This is a genomic window from Streptomyces sp. NPDC093094, assembly GCF_044754345.1.
GTDB lineage: Bacteria > Actinomycetota > Actinomycetes > Streptomycetales > Streptomycetaceae > Streptomyces.
Genome location: NZ_JBIVOX010000001.1, coordinates 578,608 through 593,752, shown reverse-complemented (window position 1 = coordinate 593,752; position 15,145 = coordinate 578,608). Strand labels below are relative to the sequence as shown.

The following is a 15,145-nucleotide window of genomic DNA, read 5'->3' as shown; positions in this document are numbered from 1 at the left end:
TGCGGGAATTGGCGGCACCGCGTGCCCCCGCGTGCGCCCCGGCGCGTTCAGGCCGCGCGTTCAGGCCCCGCGCCCCGGCCCCGCGTCCGGGCCACGCGTTCGGACTTCGCGCCCCGGCCTCGCGCCCCGGCCTTGCGCCGGCCGGGGCTCCCGTTCCGTACGGCCGCCGCCCGCGACCCGGCCGGCTCGCGATGCCGTCCGTGCCGGTGAGGGGGCCGGCGGCCTCCCGGTCCCGGGCCCTACTTCTCCACCTCGGTGGCGAGCCGCGCGAGCACGGCGTCGTAGATCCGGCCGAGGCCCTTGGGGGCGAAGGTCCGCTCGAAGAAGCCGCCGATGCCGCCGGCGCCGGTCCAGGTGGTGGTGACGACGACCCGGGACCTGCCCTCGCCGGCCGGGGTGACGCGCCAGACGGTGACCATGGAGGAGTTGCGGTCCTTCTCGACCAGCTCACCGTCGGTGGGCTCGGTCACCTCCAGGAGGCAGTCGCGCACCCGCTTGCTGGTGGCCTGGAGCTTCCAGTGGACGAGGGTGCCCTCGCCGTCGCCGCCCTCGCGCACCTCGTACTCGCTGAAGTGCTCGGACAGCAGCTTCGCGCGGCTGCCGCTGTAGTCCGCGAGGGTGTCGAACACCGTCTCGGGGTCCGCCGCGACGACCCGCTCGGTGGTGGCCTCGACCTGCGCCATTGCTTCCTCCAGGACCTTCAGTACTCGGGGTTGGGGCAAGCCAACCACCCCGCCGCCCGGCCGCCCAAATCGGGGTCGCACGATCATGCGAACACATGTTCTATTCTGAGCCCAGTGCCACCGAGGAGGCGTCATGCGCGGGGAGAACCTCACCGAGTCCGCCGAGCACCGCCGCGCCGGCGCCGCCCTGTTCGGCGCCGGCGCGGTGACCACCCGCACCTTCGACGAGCCGGGGCTCCGGGGGATCACGTTCCACGAGGTCCGGGCCCGCTCGGTCCTGAACCGGGTGCCCGGTGCCTCCCGGATGCCGTTCGAATGGACGGTGAACCCGTACCGCGGGTGCTCGCACGCCTGCGTCTACTGCTTCGCCCGCAGGACCCACAGCCGTCTGGACCTGGACACCGGCGTCGGCTTCGACACCCAGATCGTGGTGAAGGTCAACGCCCCCGAGCTGATGCGCCGCCAGCTCGCCTCCCGGCGCTGGCAGGGCGAGCACGTGGCCATGGGCACCGACGTGGACTGCTACCAGCGGGCCGAGGGCCGCTACCGGCTGATGCCGGGCATCATCGCCGCCCTGCGCGACCGCGCGAACCCGTTCTCCGTCCTCACCAAGGGCACACTGATCCTGCGGGACCTCGATCTGCTGGCGCAGGCGGCCGAGGTCACCGACGTCGGCATCTCGGTGTCGGTCGGCTTCACCGACCACGAGCTGTGGCGGACCGTGGAGCCGGGCGCACCGGCCCCGGAGCACCGCCTGGACGTCGTACGCGCCCTCGCCGGCCGCGGCATCGGCTGCGGGGTGCTGATGGCCCCGGTCGTCCCCTTCCTCGGCGACCGGCCGGCCCAACTTCGCGACACCGTACGGGCGATCGCGGCCTGCGGGGCGACCTCGGTGACCCCGCTGGTGCTGCATCTGCGCCCCGGCGCCCGGGAGTGGTTCATGAGCTGGCTCGGCCGGCACCACCCTCACCTGGTGCGCCGCTACGAGCGGCTGTACGCCGACGGCGCCTACGCCCCCACGTGGTACCAGCGCCGGATCACCGGCCAGGTGCACGAACTGGCCCAGGAGTACGGCATCGGACCCACGCGCCCCGGTCCGCCCCGCCGCGTCCGCCCGGCCGGGCCGCCGAAGCCCGGCGCGACGTCCGGACCGACCCAACTCACGCTGCTGTGAGCGCATCCGAGGGCATGTGACTACCCAATCGGGTCAAGTGCGGCCAGAACACGTTCTTCCGGGCGCCCTTTCAGGGACGATGCGGCGAGGACCGTGACCCTCGCGGTCCGGTCGCCCTCCGCTCCGGAAGGACCCCATGAAAAAACGCGCAGCCGTGCTGTGCGGCGCCGCCGCCGTCCTGGCCGGGTCGTTCACCGCCGTGCCCGCCGAGGCGAGCGGCCCCGGCGGCGCGGCCCCGAAGCCCGCCTGGAAGACGTGCGGCATCACCGCCTACCCGAAGCTGCAGTGCGCTTCCCTGGAAGTGCCCCTGGACCACGCGGACCCGCGGGGAAAGAAGATCACCCTCGCGCTGTCCCGTGTCCCGCACACCGCGAAGACGTACCAGGGTCCGCTGCTGGTCAACCCCGGCGGCCCGGGCGGCAGCGGACTGAAGCTCGCCGGGTTCATCGCCTCCGCGCTCCCCGCGTCGGTGGCGGCCCAGTACGACGTGATCGGCTTCGACCCGCGCGGTGTCGGCAAGAGCAAGCCCGCGCTGAACTGCCTGCCCGGTCACTTCAACCCGGTGCGCCCCGACTCGGTCCCCGTCACCCCCGCCGTCGAGCAGGCCGGCCTGGCGCGCGCCCGCGCGTTCGCCGACGCCTGCGCCACGAAGTACGCGGACGTGCTGCCGCACATCAACACCCTCGCCACGGTGCGGGACATGGACAGCATCCGCGAGGCGCTCGGCTCGGACAGCCTCAACTACTTCGGCTACTCGTACGGCACCTATCTCGGCGCCGTCTACGGCAGGCTCCACCCGGACCGGGTGCGCCGCTTCGTGCTGGACTCGGTCGTCGACCCGACCGGCGTCTGGTACGACGACAACCTCGCCCAGGACCACGCCTTCAACGACCGCCACCGCGCCTTCCTGGCCTGGGTCGCGAAGCACGACGGCACCTACCGGCTGGGCACGGACCCGGCCGGGGTCGAGGAGAAGTGGTACGCGATGCGGGCCGCGCTGGCCGAGGAGCCGGCGGACGGCAAGGTGGGTCCGGCCGAGCTGGAGGACACCTTCATGCCGGGCGGCTACTACAACGGCTACTGGCCCTATCTCGCCGAGGCGTTCGCCGCGTACGCCAGGACCGGGGACTCCGCTCCGCTGGTCGCCGCGTACGAGTCGTTCGCCGCGGTCGACGCGGCCGGCCAGAACGGCTACAGCGTGTACACCGCGGTGCAGTGCCGGGACGCGCCCTGGCCGCGCAGCTGGGCGACCTGGCGCGCGGACAACTGGGCCGCGTACGAGAAGGCGCCGTTCATGACCTGGAACAACGCCTGGTACAACGCGCCCTGTGCGTTCTGGCCGGTTCCGCCGATGCTGCCGCGCAACGTCGCCAACGCCGAACTGCCCCCGGTGCTGCTGTTCCAGGCGACCGACGACGCGGCCACGCCGTTCCACGGCGGCGTCCTCACGCACACCCTGCTGCGCGGTTCCAGCCTGGTGGTCGAGGAGGGCGGCGGGAACCACGGCGTCACCCTGAGCGGGAACGCCTGTCTGGACCGGCATCTGAACGCCTACCTCACCGACGGCACCGTGCCCCGCGGCTCCGGCGAGGCGGACGCGGTGTGCGAGGCGCTCCCGGACCCCGGGCCGGCGGGCGCCAGGTCCACCCCCTCGCGCGGCACCGTGCTGCACGGCCTGCTCGGGTTCCGCGGCTGACGCCGTTCTTCCGCGGCGGGAGTCCCCGGGGCTGTGGTCCCATGGGCGCATGACTGAGCCGATCACCAGGATCGCCGCCCCCGACGGCGTCGCCCCCGCCACCGCGTACACCCATGTGGTGACGGGCAGGGGGCGTTTCGTGGCCGTCGCCGGCCAGCTGCCGCTCGACGAGAACGGCACGCTGGTCGGGCCGGGCGACCCCGGCGCCCAGGCACGCCAGGTCTTCGAGAACCTCCGGCGCTGCCTGGCCGCGGCCGGAGCCGGCTTCGACGACGTCGTCAGGCTCACCTTCTTCGTCACGGACATGGCGTACATGCCCGCGATCCGCGCCGCCCGTGCCGCGTACATCCCGGACGACCGGCTCCCGGCCGCCTCCGCCGTGCAGGTCGTGGCGCTGGTGCGGCCGGAGTGCCTGATGGAGATCGAGGCCACGGCGGTGGTGGCCGAGTGAGCGTCCGGGTGCGTGAGATGACGCCCGACGACTGCGACCGCGTGGCCGCGATCCGTGTCGGCGGCTGGCGGACGGCCTACCGCGGGCTGATGCCCCAGGCGTATCTGGACGGGCTGAGCGTGCCGGAGGACGCGGCACGCCATCGCGCCCGGTTCGCCTCCGGCGACGGCAGCGTGCTGGACCTGGTCGCCGAGCGGGACGGCGAGGTGCTGGGCTGGGCGTGCCACGGGCCCTACCGCGAGGACGAGGTGCGCACCGCGGACGCCGAGTTGTACGCGATCTACGTCGACCCGCGGCGGTACGGCGACGGCATCGGCGGGGCCCTGCTCCAGGAGTCCCTGCGGCGCTGCACGGCCGCCGGCCGTCCGCGGATGCTGCTGTGGGTGCTGAAGGGCAACGCGCGCGCCCGGCGGTTCTACGAACGGGCCGGGTTCCGCGCGGACGGCACCGAGGAGCCGTACGAGGTGTCCGGCGTCCCGGTGCCGGAGCTGCGCTACGCCAGGGACCTCACCGGCGTCTGAGGACGTCACCGGCGTCCGGAGGGTGCCGTCCGGATCAGGCCGGCCGTGCGGCAGCGCCTCCCGGCCGCCCCGGGCGGGGTCCGGCGCGTGCGGCTGCAAGGCGGAGGGGGCGTCGACGCGGTGGGTGCCCGCGCGGGCGAAGCCGGGCGTGGGGAGAGCCGGCGACAACGCCCCGGGGGAGCGCGTGCCGGACCCCGCGGCACCGGCGCGATCCGAACGGCAGCTCCCTGGCGGGCCGCTCAGCGCGGGGCGGGGATGCGGGCGAGCGCGTGCACCGCCGCCTCGGCGAGGGCCGGGTGCGCGAGGGCCTCGTTCAGCACGGCCCTGGCGCGTGCGTCGCCGAGCGTGCCGAGCCCCTCCACACAGGCGAGGGCCACCCGCCGGTAGGGGTCGTGCGGGCGCAGCCGCCGCCGGAGCGTGGTGATGAGCGCGGGCACGGACTCCGGGGCCCGCAGCCGCACCAGGAGCCGTACGGGGTGCAGGGCGTAGGCGACGCGCAGTTCGTTGGTGGCGAGCGCGGCGGCCGCGCGTGCCGTGCGCGGATCACCGAGGCGGGCGAGGGCGTGGGCGGCGGACGCGCAGCGCTGCGGGTCACGGTGGTTGAGGAGCAGGACGAGCGACTCGAAGGCCCGTGGGTCACCGGCCAGACCGAGGCGGAACGCGGCCAGCTCACGCGCCCACAGCGGCTGTCCGGGGGCGGTCAGCACCTGGGCCAGTCCGTCGCTGTCGCCGGTCGCCGCGAGGCGCTCGAAGGCCGCGGAGGCGCCGGACTCCTGCCGTAAGCGCTGCGTGAGCGATCGCAACTCTTCGTCCATGGACCGAGGGTAGGGGCGATCCGCCGGGAGAGGGAGCTACATCACAAAGTCGGGGGGCTGGCGCGCTCGTTACCCACCGGTTAAGCTCAGACGAGCGAGTTACCCACTCGCGGAACTCCTCGGAGCGGTTTGGTGACGCAGCCGCCCCGGGTGCAGTCGGTTCGGTGCCTCAGGTACCGCAGTGCGACCCGGCCACGGGACAGGGCCGGTCGGAATCCGCCGTACGGCGGGCGTGTGCACGCCCGCGGACACGGCACCGGGCGTGTGCGCTCGCAGCCCGTTCATCACCCGCATTCCTCCACGCACCCGGTGCGCCTCTTCGGCGCACCCGGGCGCGTTCCCCGTCGTCACCCTCATTCCTGGAGTCCCGCGATGGCCACTCCCCTGTCCGACACCCCTCTGTCCCCGCTCAGGACCGTCGCCGTCGTCGGCCTCGGCACCATGGGCACCGGTATCGCCGAGGTCCTCGCCCGCGCCGGCCGCGAGGTGATCGGCATCGACATCAGCGAGGCCCAGGCCGCGAAGTGCGTCGCCGCCCTGGAGACCTCCACCGCCCGCGCCGTGGAGCGCGAGCGTCTCACGGAGCAGGAGCGCGCCGGCGTCCTCGGCCGGCTGCGCGTCTCCACGGACCTGCGGACCGCGGCCGACGCCGACCTGGTCATCGAGGTGGCTCCGGAGTCGTACGAGGTCAAGCAGCAGATCTTCCGCGAGCTGGACGGGATCGTGCGCCCGGAGGCGATCCTGGCGACCGGCACCAACGCGCTGTCCGTGACCCGGCTCGCCGCCGACTCCCAGCGGCCCGAACGGGTGCTGGGCCTGCACTTCTTCAACCCGGCGCCCGCCATGAAGCTGGTGGAGGTCGTCTCCTCGGTGCTGACCGCGCCGGGCGCCGTCGCCGCCGTCACCGACCTCGCCCTGGAGCTCGGCAAGGAGCCCGTCGCGGTCGGCGACCGGCCCGGGTTCGTCGCCGACGGCCTGCTGTTCGGCTACCTCAACCAGGCAGCCGCGATGTACGAGGCGAAGTACGCCTCCCGCGAGGACATCGACGCCGCGATGCGGCTGGGCTGCGGTCTGCCGATGGGCCCGCTCGCGCTGCTGGACCTGATCGGCATCGACACCGCCCGCACGGTCCTGGAGGCGATGTACTCCGAGTCCCGGGACAGGCTGCACGCCCCGGCGCCGATCCTGAAGCAGCTCAGCGAGGCGGGGCTGACGGGCCGTAAGTCGGGCCGCGGCTTCTACACCTACGAGGCGCCCGGCAGCGCCACGGTCGTGCGCGACACGCTGACCCCGCAGGAGGGCGGCTCCCTCGCCGCGGGGCGTCCGGTCTCCTCGGTCGGGGTCGCCGGCTCCGGCACGATGGCCTCCGGTATCGCCGAGGTCTTCGCCAAGGCGGGCTACTCCGTCGTCCTGGCGGCCCGCAGCCCGGAGAAGGCCGAGGCCGCCAAGGCGCGGATCGGCAAGTCGCTGACGCGCTCGGTCGACAAGGGCCGGATGACCGCCGAGGCCGCCGCCGCGACCCTGGAGCTGATCGTCCCGGCCGGCTCCTACGACGCGTTCGCCGAGGTCGACCTGGCCGTCGAGGCGGTCGCCGAGGACCTGGAGGTCAAGCAGCAGCTGTTCGCGACCCTGGACAAGGTGTGCAAGCCGGGCGCGATCCTGGCCACCACCACGTCGTCGCTGCCGGTCGTCGCCTGCGCCCGGGCCACCTCGCGTCCGCAGGACGTGATCGGCATGCACTTCTTCAACCCCGCGCCGGCCATGAAGCTGGTCGAGGTCGTCCGCACGGTGCTGACCGGCGACGACGTCCACGCCACGGTCCGCGAGGTGTGCGCCCGCATCCGCAAGCACGCCGTGGACTGCGGCGACCGGGCCGGGTTCATCGTGAACGCCCTGCTGTTCCCGTACCTGAACAACGCCATCAAGATGGTCCAGGACCACTACGCGACCCTGGACGACATCGACGCGGCGATGAAGCTGGGCGGCGGCTACCCGATGGGTCCCTTCGAGCTGCTGGACGTCGTCGGGCTCGATGTCTCGCTGGCGATCGAGCAGGTGCTGCACCGCGAGTTCCGCGACCCCGGTCTCGCCCCCGCGCCCCTGCTGGAGCACCTGGTGGCCGCGGGCTGCCTCGGCCGCAAGACGGGCCGTGGTTTCCGCGAATATGCCCGGCGCTGACGGGGTCGGCGACCGGTTCCGGACAGGGGAGGACTGGGGCGGGCTGCTCGGTCCGGCCAGGGCCGGGCAGCCCGACCGCGGCGCCCCTCCCCCGCCCCCTGTGGGCGGGGGAACCCCCGTGCATGCGCACCGAGCTGCGCACATGCAGTACGTTCGGGTCATGTCCCAGCCCGCCAAGTCCTCACGTACACCAGCCACGCCCGACGCGCCGGAGAGTGCCGCGGGTTCCCGCGCCGCGGCACAGCGGCTCAAGATGCGCCGGGAGCTGGCGGCCGCGGCCATGGAGCTGTTCGCGACCAAGGGGTACGAGGCGACCACCGTCGACGAGATCGCGGCCGCGGCCGGCGTCGCCCGCCGCACGTTCTTCCGCCACTTCCGCTCCAAGGAAGAGGCGATCTTCCCCGACCACGACGACACCCTGATCCGCGCCGAGGCCGTGCTCAACGCCGCTCCCGCCCATGAGCACCCCCTCGACACCGTGTGCCGCGGCATCAAGGAGGTCATGCGGATGTACGCGGCCCGGCCGGAGATCTCGGTCGCCCGCTACAAGCTCACGCGCGAGGTGCCCACCCTGCGCGAGGCGGAGATCGCGTCGGTGGCCCGCTACGAGCGCCTCTTCACCCGCTACCTCCTCGGCCACTTCGACGAGCACGCCCACGACGACGACGCCAACGACGACCCGCTGCTGGCCGAGGTGGCCGCCTCCGCCGTGGTCACCGCCCACAACCACGTGCTGCGGCGCTGGCTCAGGGCCGGCGGCCAGGGGGACGTGGAGGCCCAGCTCGACCACGCCTTCGCCATCGTGCGCAAGACGTTCGGCACCGGCATCGGCGCCGGCCGCACCGGCGAGACGCCCCGTGCCGCGGCGCCCGCCTCGGTCGCGGCGAACGGTGAGGTCCTGGTGACCGTGGCGCGCACCGACGCCCCGCTGGACGAGGTCATGCGGACCATCGAGGAGGCTCTGCAGAAGCGCTGAGCCGCTGTCGCCCCTGTGAGAACGGCCACCCGACCGGGTGGCCGTTTTGGCATGTCAGGGGCCCTTTTCCACCGGCGCTCAAGGCCCGTCCGATCGATCATCGCTCATTTGTAACGTAAAGATTTCACCTGAGCCCAAGTTCTGGCACTCAGTGCCTTGCGGGGTGACACGGTGTGCCATACGTTGATGTTGTCCGGGCGGCCGGCGCGCAGAGACCTTTCGTGCGTCGGCTGTCCCCGCAAACCACGGTTCGCGCCGCCCGGACGCCTGCGTCACAGGCAACCTCCCGCGCCACAAAGCGCTGCCGATCAAGCATCACCCGCCGAACCGACGGCATTTCGAGAACCCACCCTCAGCAGCACCGACGTAACCCTCAGCGCCCCTCCCTCAGGGCGCTCACCGCCGGAGGCAACACCGTGACCGTGAAGGACATCCTGGCCGCGATCCAGTCGCCGGACACCACGTCCGCAGACTTCGCCGCCCTGCCGCTCCCCGAGTCGTACCGCGCGATCACCGTGCACAAGGACGAGACGGAGATGTTCGCCGGGCTCCAGACCCGCGACAAGGACCCGCGCAAGTCGCTGCACCTCGACGAGGTGCCCCTGCCCGAACTGGGTCCGGGCGAGGCCCTGGTGGCCGTGATGGCCTCCTCGGTCAACTACAACTCCGTGTGGACCTCGATCTTCGAGCCGCTGTCCACCTTCGGGTTCCTGGAGCGCTACGGCCGCACCAACGAGCTGGCCAAGCGCCACGACCTGCCGTACCACATCATCGGCTCGGACCTCGCGGGCGTCGTCCTGCGCACCGGCCCCGGCGTCAACGCCTGGCAGCCCGGTGACGAGGTCGTCGCGCACTGCCTGTCCGTCGAGCTGGAGTCCTCCGACGGCCACAACGACACGATGCTCGACCCCGAGCAGCGCATCTGGGGCTTCGAGACCAACTTCGGCGGCCTCGCCGAGATCGCCCTGGTCAAGTCGAACCAGCTGATGCCCAAGCCGGACCACCTCAGCTGGGAGGAGGCCGCGGCCCCGGGCCTGGTGAACTCCACCGCCTACCGCCAGCTGGTCTCCCGCAACGGCGCCGGCATGAAGCAGGGCGACAACGTCCTGATCTGGGGCGCCAGCGGCGGCCTCGGCTCCTACGCCACCCAGTTCGCCCTGGCCGGCGGCGCCAACCCGATCTGTGTCGTCTCCAGCGAGCAGAAGGCGGACATCTGCCGCTCGATGGGCGCCGAGGCGATCATCGACCGCAGCGCCGAGGGCTACAGGTTCTGGAAGGACGAGCGCACCCAGGACCCCAGGGAGTGGAAGCGCTTCGGCAAGCGCATCCGCGAGTTCACCGGCGGCGAGGACATCGACATCGTCTTCGAGCACCCCGGCCGTGAGACCTTCGGCGCCTCCGTCTACGTCACCCGCAAGGGCGGCACCATCACCACCTGCGCCTCCACCTCGGGCTACATGCACGAGTACGACAACCGCTACCTGTGGATGTCGCTGAAGCGGATCATCGGCTCGCACTTCGCGAACTACCGCGAGGCGTGGGAGGCCAACCGCCTCATCGCCAAGGGCAAGATCCACCCGACCCTGTCGAAGGTCTACTCCCTGGAGGAGACCGGCCAGGCCGCCCACGACGTGCACCGCAACGTCCACCAGGGCAAGGTCGGCGTGCTCTGCCTCGCCCCCGAGGAGGGACTGGGCGTGCGCAACGCGGAGATGCGCGCCAAGCACCTCGACGCCATCAACCGCTTCCGCAACGTCTGAGACACCCGAGGTCATAGATGACTGAGCGTCAGTCCGCCGAAGGCAGGCGGGAGAAGGACCGGCCGTGGCTCATGCGCACGTACGCCGGTCACTCCACGGCCGAGGCGTCCAACGAGCTGTACCGGCGCAACCTCGCCAAGGGCCAGACGGGTCTGTCGGTCGCCTTCGACCTGCCGACCCAGACCGGCTACGACTCCGACCACATCCTCGCCCGCGGCGAGGTCGGCCGGGTCGGCGTGCCGGTGGCGCACCTCGGTGACATGCGCCGGCTGTTCCAGGACATCCCCCTGGAGCAGATGAACACCTCGATGACGATCAACGCCACCGCCATGTGGCTGCTGGCGCTCTACCAGGTCGTCGCCGAGGAGCAGGGCGCGGACATCACCAAGCTCCAGGGCACGACCCAGAACGACATCGTCAAGGAGTACCTGTCGCGGGGGACCCACGTCTTCCCGCCGGGGCCCTCACTCCGGCTGACGACGGACATGATCGCGTACACGGTCTCCCACATCCCGAAGTGGAACCCGATCAACATCTGCAGCTACCACCTGCAGGAGGCGGGCGCCACGCCGGTCCAGGAGATCGCGTACGCGATGTCCACCGCGGTGGCGGTTCTCGATGCCGTGCGCGACTCAGGGCAGGTCCCCGCCGAGAAGTTCGGGGACGTCGTGGCCCGTATCTCCTTCTTCGTGAACGCGGGCGTCCGCTTCGTGGAGGAGATGTGCAAGATGCGGGCGTTCGGGCGGATCTGGGACCAGGTCACGCGCGAGCGGTACGGCATCGAGAACCCCAAGCAGCGCCGTTTCCGCTACGGCGTCCAGGTCAACTCCCTCGGTCTGACCGAGGCGCAGCCGGAGAACAACGTCCAGCGGATCGTGCTGGAGATGCTGGCGGTGACCCTCTCCAAGGACGCCCGGGCGCGTGCCGTGCAGCTGCCGGCCTGGAACGAGGCCCTGGGGCTCCCCCGCCCCTGGGACCAGCAGTGGAGCCTGCGCATCCAGCAGGTGCTGGCACACGAGAGCGACCTGCTGGAGTACGAGGACATCTTCGCGGGCTCGACGGTGATCGAGGCGAAGGTCTCCCAGCTGGTCGAGGACTCCCTCGCGGAGATGGAGCGGATCGAGGAGATGGGCGGCGCGATGGCCGCCGTCGAGTCGGGCTACCTCAAGTCTCAGCTCGTCTCCTCGCACGCGGAGCGCCGGGCACGGATCGAGTCCGGCCAGGAGAAGATCGTCGGCGTCAACATCTTCGAGACGACCGAGCCGAACCCGCTCACGTCCGACCTGGACACCGCGATCCAGACGGTCGACCCGGCGGTCGAGGCCCAGGTCGTCGCCTCCCTCCGGAACTGGCGGGACACCCGCTACCAGCCGCCCTTCAACCACCCGCGCCCTTGCAAGGCGCTGGAGCGGCTGAAGGAGGCCGCGAAGGGCACCGGCAACCTCATGGAGGCCACCCTGGAGTGCGCCCGCGCCGGTGTCACCACCGGCGAGTGGGCCGGGGCGCTGCGCGAGGTGTTCGGCGAGTTCCGCGCCCCGACGGGCGTGTCCTCCGCTCCGGTGGCCGTTCCGGCCGCGGCGGGCTCGGCCCTCTCCGAGGTGCGCCGCAAGGTGGAGGAGACCGCCCGCGAGATGGGCGTCGGCAAGCTCCGCTTCCTGGTCGGCAAGCCGGGCCTGGACGGGCACTCCAACGGTGCCGAGCAGATCGCGGTGCGTGCGCGTGACGCCGGCTTCGAGGTGGTCTACCAGGGCATCCGGCTCACCCCGGAGCAGATCGTGGACGCGGCCCTCGCCGAGGACGTGCACGCGGTCGGCCTGTCGATCCTGTCCGGCTCGCACGCCCAGCTGGTGCCCGACGTCCTGGACCGGCTCCGTGTGGCCGGTGCCACAGATATACCGGTGATCGCAGGTGGCATCATCCCGAACGGTGACGCCGAACAGCTGCGGGCCGCCGGAGTGGCCGCGGTGTTCACCCCGAAGGACTTCGACATCACCGGGATCATCGGCCGCATCGTGGACGAGATCCGGAAAGCGAACAAGCTCGACCCCCTGGAGGTCCCCGCATGACGACCGTCAACCGCCTTCGCCCGCGGCGCTCCTGCCTGGCTGTACCGGGCTCGAACCCGCGCTTCCTCGAGAAGGCGCAGGGTCTCCCGGCCGACCAGGTCTTCCTCGACCTCGAGGACGCCTGCGCCCCGCTCGCCAAGCCCGAGGCACGCCACACCATCGTCAAGTTCCTCAACGAGGGCGACTGGACCGGCAAGACGCGTGTGGTGCGGGTCAACGACTGGACGACCGAGTGGACGTACCGCGACGTCGTCACCGTCGTCGAGGGCGCCGGCCAGAACCTCGACTGCATCATGCTGCCGAAGGTGCAGACGGCCCAGCAGGTCGTCGCGCTGGACCTGCTGCTGACGCAGATCGAGAAGACCATGGGCTTCGAGGTCGGCAAGATCGGCATCGAGGCGCAGATCGAGAACGCGCAGGGCCTGAACAACGTCAACGAGATCGCCACCGCCTCGCAGCGCGTGGAGACGATCATCTTCGGCCCGGCCGACTTCATGGCGTCCATCAACATGAAGTCGCTGGTCGTGGGCGAGCAGCCGCCCGGCTACCCGGCGGACGCCTACCACTACATCCTGATGAAGATCCTGATGGCCGCCCGCGCCAACAACCTCCAGGCGATCGACGGCCCCTACCTCCAGATCCGCAACGTCGAGGGCTACCGCGCGGTCGCGCAGCGTGCCGCCGCGCTCGGCTTCGACGGCAAGTGGGTGCTGCACCCGGGCCAGGTCGAGGCGTCCAACGAGATCTTCTCGCCGTCGCAGGAGGACTTCGACCACGCCGAGCTGATCCTGGACGCTTACGACTACTACACGTCCGAGGCGGGCGGCAAGAAGGGCTCCGCGATGCTCGGCGACGAGATGATCGACGAGGCCAGCCGCAAGATGGCCCTGGTCGTCTCCGGCAAGGGCCGCGCCGCCGGCATGCAGCGCACCAGCAAGTTCGAGATCCCGGAGGCGTAGGCCATGCAGTTCGGACGCACCTACGAGGAGTTCGAGGTCGGGGCGGTCTACAAGCACTGGCCCGGGAAGACGGTCACGGAGTACGACGACCACCTCTTCTGTCTCCTCACCATGAACCACCACCCGCTCCACATGGACGTCAACTATGCGGAGAACACGACGGACTTCGGCAAGAACGTCGTCGTAGGGAACTACATCTACTCGCTGCTGCTGGGCATGTCCGTGCCGGACGTGTCGGGCAAGGCGATCGCCAACCTGGAGATCGAGTCGCTGCGGCACGTGGCGCCGACCTTCCACGGCGACACGATCTACGGCGAGACGACGGTCCTCGACAAGACGCCCTCGAAGTCGAAGAACGACCGCGGCATCGTCTACGTCGAGACCAAGGGCTACAAGCAGGACGGCACACTCGTGTGCGTCTTCCGCCGCAAGGTGATGGTGCCCACCGAGACGTACATCAAGGAGCGCGGCGGCGAGCAGCCCGGCCGCCCCGAGCTCAAGGAACAGGGGAAGTAAGCGATGGCCCGTCTCGCCCAGACCGCCGGTCTGACCGACGTCCAGCAGGAGATCCTCTCCACGGTCCGCGACTTCGTGGACAAGGAGATCATCCCGGTCGCCACCGAGCTGGAGCACCGCGACGAGTACCCTCAAGCGATCGTCGACGGCCTGAAGGAACTCGGCCTCTTCGGTCTGATGATCCCCGAGGAGTACGGGGGCCTGGGCGAGTCGCTGCTCACCTACGCGCTGTGCGTGGAGGAGATCGCGCGCGGCTGGATGTCGGTGTCCGGCATCATCAACACGCACTTCATCGTCGCGTACATGCTCAAGCAGCACGGCACGCAGGAGCAGAAGGACCACTTCCTGCCGCGCATGGCCGCCGGCGACATCCGCGGCGCCTTCTCCATGTCGGAGCCGGGCCTGGGCTCCGATGTGTCGGCCATCACGTCCAAGGCGGTCAAGGACGGCGACGAGTACGTCCTGAACGGCCAGAAGATGTGGCTGACGAACGGCGGCACCTCCTCGCTGGTGGCCGTTCTCGTCCGGAGTGACGAAGGACACCCCGAGGGCACCGCGCCCCACAAATCGATGACGACCTTCCTCGTGGAGAAGGAGCCGGGCTTCGGCGAGGTCCGCCCCGGTCTCACCATCCCGGGCAAGATCGACAAGATGGGCTACAAGGGTGTCGACACCACCGAGCTCATCATGGACGGCCTGCGGATTCCGGCCGATCGCGTGCTCGGCGGGGTCACCGGACGAGGTTTTTACCAAATGATGGACGGGGTCGAGGTCGGCCGCGTCAATGTCGCGGCCCGTGGCTGCGGTGTCGCGCAGCGTGCGTTCGAGCTGGGTGTCCAGTACGCCCAGCAGCGTCACACTTTCGGCAAGCCGATCGCCCAGCACCAGGCGATCCAGTTCAAGCTGGCCGAGATGGCTACCAAGGTCGAGGCCGCTCATGCGATGATGGTGAACGCGGCCCGCAAAAAGGACTCCGGCGAACGAAACGACCTCGAAGCAGGGATGGCGAAGTACCTCGCCTCCGAATACTGCAAGGAGGTCGTCGAGGACGCTTTCCGGATCCACGGCGGCTACGGCTTCTCCAAGGAGTACGAGATCGAGCGCCTCTACCGTGAGGCTCCGATGCTGCTGATCGGCGAAGGTACCGCCGAGATCCAGAAAATGATCATCGGCCGCAGACTGCTCGAAGAGTATCGGTTCCAGGGCTGATTGCCCGGTTACGGGGTGTTTTCTTCGCGAAGAAGATCACACCCCGTCAGCACTCTTCGGGTGCCGACTCGGCTTCCTGGCTTACCCAGTTACGGCTCCAAACCGCTACGATCGCCGGAAAGCCGCCGTCCCCCTCATGCG

General features: G+C 70.8%; 13 protein-coding genes. 11 read left to right on the top strand and 2 right to left on the bottom strand.

All coding sequences use genetic code 11. The features are described from left to right. Positions 1-239: 239 nt before the first annotated feature. Complete coding sequence (locus tag ACIQGV_RS02255; protein ID WP_402489512.1) at positions 240-683, bottom strand: SRPBCC family protein; 444 nt, start codon at positions 681-683, stop codon at positions 240-242. Between the two features lie 133 nt (positions 684-816). Between ACIQGV_RS02255 and ACIQGV_RS02250 the strand changes: the two genes are divergently transcribed. The 4 genes from ACIQGV_RS02250 (at position 817) to ACIQGV_RS02235 (ending at position 4,525) form a co-directional block, all read left to right on the top strand. Then, positions 817-1,857, top strand: coding sequence for an Rv2578c family radical SAM protein (locus ACIQGV_RS02250; RefSeq protein WP_402489161.1), 1,041 nt, complete (start codon positions 817-819; stop codon positions 1,855-1,857). Positions 1,858-1,993: 136 nt separating this feature from the next. Then, positions 1,994-3,553, top strand: a complete 1,560-nt coding sequence (locus tag ACIQGV_RS02245) for an alpha/beta hydrolase (protein ID WP_402489159.1) — start codon at positions 1,994-1,996, stop codon at positions 3,551-3,553. A gap of 49 nt (positions 3,554-3,602) precedes the next feature. Further along, a complete protein-coding gene (locus ACIQGV_RS02240; RefSeq protein ID WP_402489156.1) occupies positions 3,603-4,004 on the top strand; it encodes a RidA family protein in 402 nt (133 codons plus the stop codon). A 17-nt stretch (positions 4,005-4,021) separates the two neighbouring features. After that, entirely contained in the window at positions 4,022-4,525 is a 504-nt protein-coding gene (locus ACIQGV_RS02235; protein ID WP_402489509.1) for a GNAT family N-acetyltransferase, read from the top strand. 239 nt (positions 4,526-4,764) lie between these two features. On the opposite strand, the gene ACIQGV_RS02230 is transcribed toward ACIQGV_RS02235, so the two are convergent. Continuing rightward, positions 4,765-5,340 (bottom strand): adenylosuccinate lyase, encoded by a 576-nt coding sequence (locus tag ACIQGV_RS02230; protein WP_402489154.1) that lies wholly within the window; start codon positions 5,338-5,340, stop codon positions 4,765-4,767. Positions 5,341-5,712: 372 nt separating this feature from the next. On the opposite strand from ACIQGV_RS02230, the gene ACIQGV_RS02225 reads away from it, so the two are divergent. The 7 genes from ACIQGV_RS02225 to ACIQGV_RS02195 all read left to right on the top strand — a co-directional run bounded on the left by ACIQGV_RS02225 (position 5,713) and on the right by ACIQGV_RS02195 (position 15,004). Further along, positions 5,713-7,518: a 3-hydroxyacyl-CoA dehydrogenase family protein gene (locus ACIQGV_RS02225; RefSeq protein WP_402489152.1), complete on the top strand. Its 1,806-nt coding sequence runs from the start codon at positions 5,713-5,715 to the stop codon at positions 7,516-7,518. Between the two features lie 160 nt (positions 7,519-7,678). After that, positions 7,679-8,494, top strand: coding sequence for a TetR family transcriptional regulator (locus ACIQGV_RS02220; protein ID WP_402489149.1), 816 nt, complete (start codon positions 7,679-7,681; stop codon positions 8,492-8,494). 416 nt (positions 8,495-8,910) lie between these two features. After that, positions 8,911-10,254 carry a crotonyl-CoA carboxylase/reductase gene (gene ccrA, locus ACIQGV_RS02215; protein WP_402489147.1) on the top strand — a complete coding sequence of 448 codons (1,344 nt, stop codon included), beginning with the start codon at positions 8,911-8,913 and terminating at the stop codon, positions 10,252-10,254. A gap of 17 nt (positions 10,255-10,271) precedes the next feature. Then, positions 10,272-12,320, top strand: a complete 2,049-nt coding sequence (locus ACIQGV_RS02210; RefSeq protein ID WP_402489145.1) for a protein meaA — start codon at positions 10,272-10,274, stop codon at positions 12,318-12,320. Beyond that, positions 12,317-13,279: an HpcH/HpaI aldolase/citrate lyase family protein gene (locus ACIQGV_RS02205; protein ID WP_402489143.1), complete on the top strand. Its 963-nt coding sequence runs from the start codon at positions 12,317-12,319 to the stop codon at positions 13,277-13,279. Before ACIQGV_RS02210 ends, ACIQGV_RS02205 begins: the two co-directional genes overlap by 4 nt. 3 nt (positions 13,280-13,282) lie before the next feature. Next, positions 13,283-13,795 carry a MaoC family dehydratase gene (locus ACIQGV_RS02200; protein WP_015656728.1) on the top strand — a complete coding sequence of 171 codons (513 nt, stop codon included), beginning with the start codon at positions 13,283-13,285 and terminating at the stop codon, positions 13,793-13,795. A 3-nt stretch (positions 13,796-13,798) separates the two neighbouring features. Further along, a complete protein-coding gene (locus ACIQGV_RS02195; RefSeq protein WP_094056016.1) occupies positions 13,799-15,004 on the top strand; it encodes an acyl-CoA dehydrogenase family protein in 1,206 nt (401 codons plus the stop codon). Positions 15,005-15,145 lie beyond the last annotated feature (141 nt).

Bases quoted from the DNA above. Each gene is read 5' to 3' on its own strand.
- ACIQGV_RS02235 (WP_402489509.1), top strand. From the start codon at position 4,022: ATGACGCCCGACGACTGCGACCGCGTGGCCGCGATCCGTGTCGGCGGC.
- ACIQGV_RS02195 (WP_094056016.1), top strand. From the start codon at position 13,799: ATGGCCCGTCTCGCCCAGACCGCCGGTCTGACCGACGTCCAGCAGGAG.
- ACIQGV_RS02220 (WP_402489149.1), top strand. From the start codon at position 7,679: ATGTCCCAGCCCGCCAAGTCCTCACGTACACCAGCCACGCCCGACGCG.
- ACIQGV_RS02255 (WP_402489512.1), bottom strand. From the start codon at position 683: ATGGCGCAGGTCGAGGCCACCACCGAGCGGGTCGTCGCGGCGGACCCC.
- ACIQGV_RS02200 (WP_015656728.1), top strand. From the start codon at position 13,283: ATGCAGTTCGGACGCACCTACGAGGAGTTCGAGGTCGGGGCGGTCTAC.
- ACIQGV_RS02250 (WP_402489161.1), top strand. From the start codon at position 817: ATGCGCGGGGAGAACCTCACCGAGTCCGCCGAGCACCGCCGCGCCGGC.
- ACIQGV_RS02210 (WP_402489145.1), top strand. From the start codon at position 10,272: ATGACTGAGCGTCAGTCCGCCGAAGGCAGGCGGGAGAAGGACCGGCCG.
- ACIQGV_RS02240 (WP_402489156.1), top strand. From the start codon at position 3,603: ATGACTGAGCCGATCACCAGGATCGCCGCCCCCGACGGCGTCGCCCCC.
- ACIQGV_RS02205 (WP_402489143.1), top strand. From the start codon at position 12,317: ATGACGACCGTCAACCGCCTTCGCCCGCGGCGCTCCTGCCTGGCTGTA.
- ACIQGV_RS02245 (WP_402489159.1), top strand. From the start codon at position 1,994: ATGAAAAAACGCGCAGCCGTGCTGTGCGGCGCCGCCGCCGTCCTGGCC.
- ACIQGV_RS02225 (WP_402489152.1), top strand. From the start codon at position 5,713: ATGGCCACTCCCCTGTCCGACACCCCTCTGTCCCCGCTCAGGACCGTC.
- ACIQGV_RS02230 (WP_402489154.1), bottom strand. From the start codon at position 5,340: ATGGACGAAGAGTTGCGATCGCTCACGCAGCGCTTACGGCAGGAGTCC.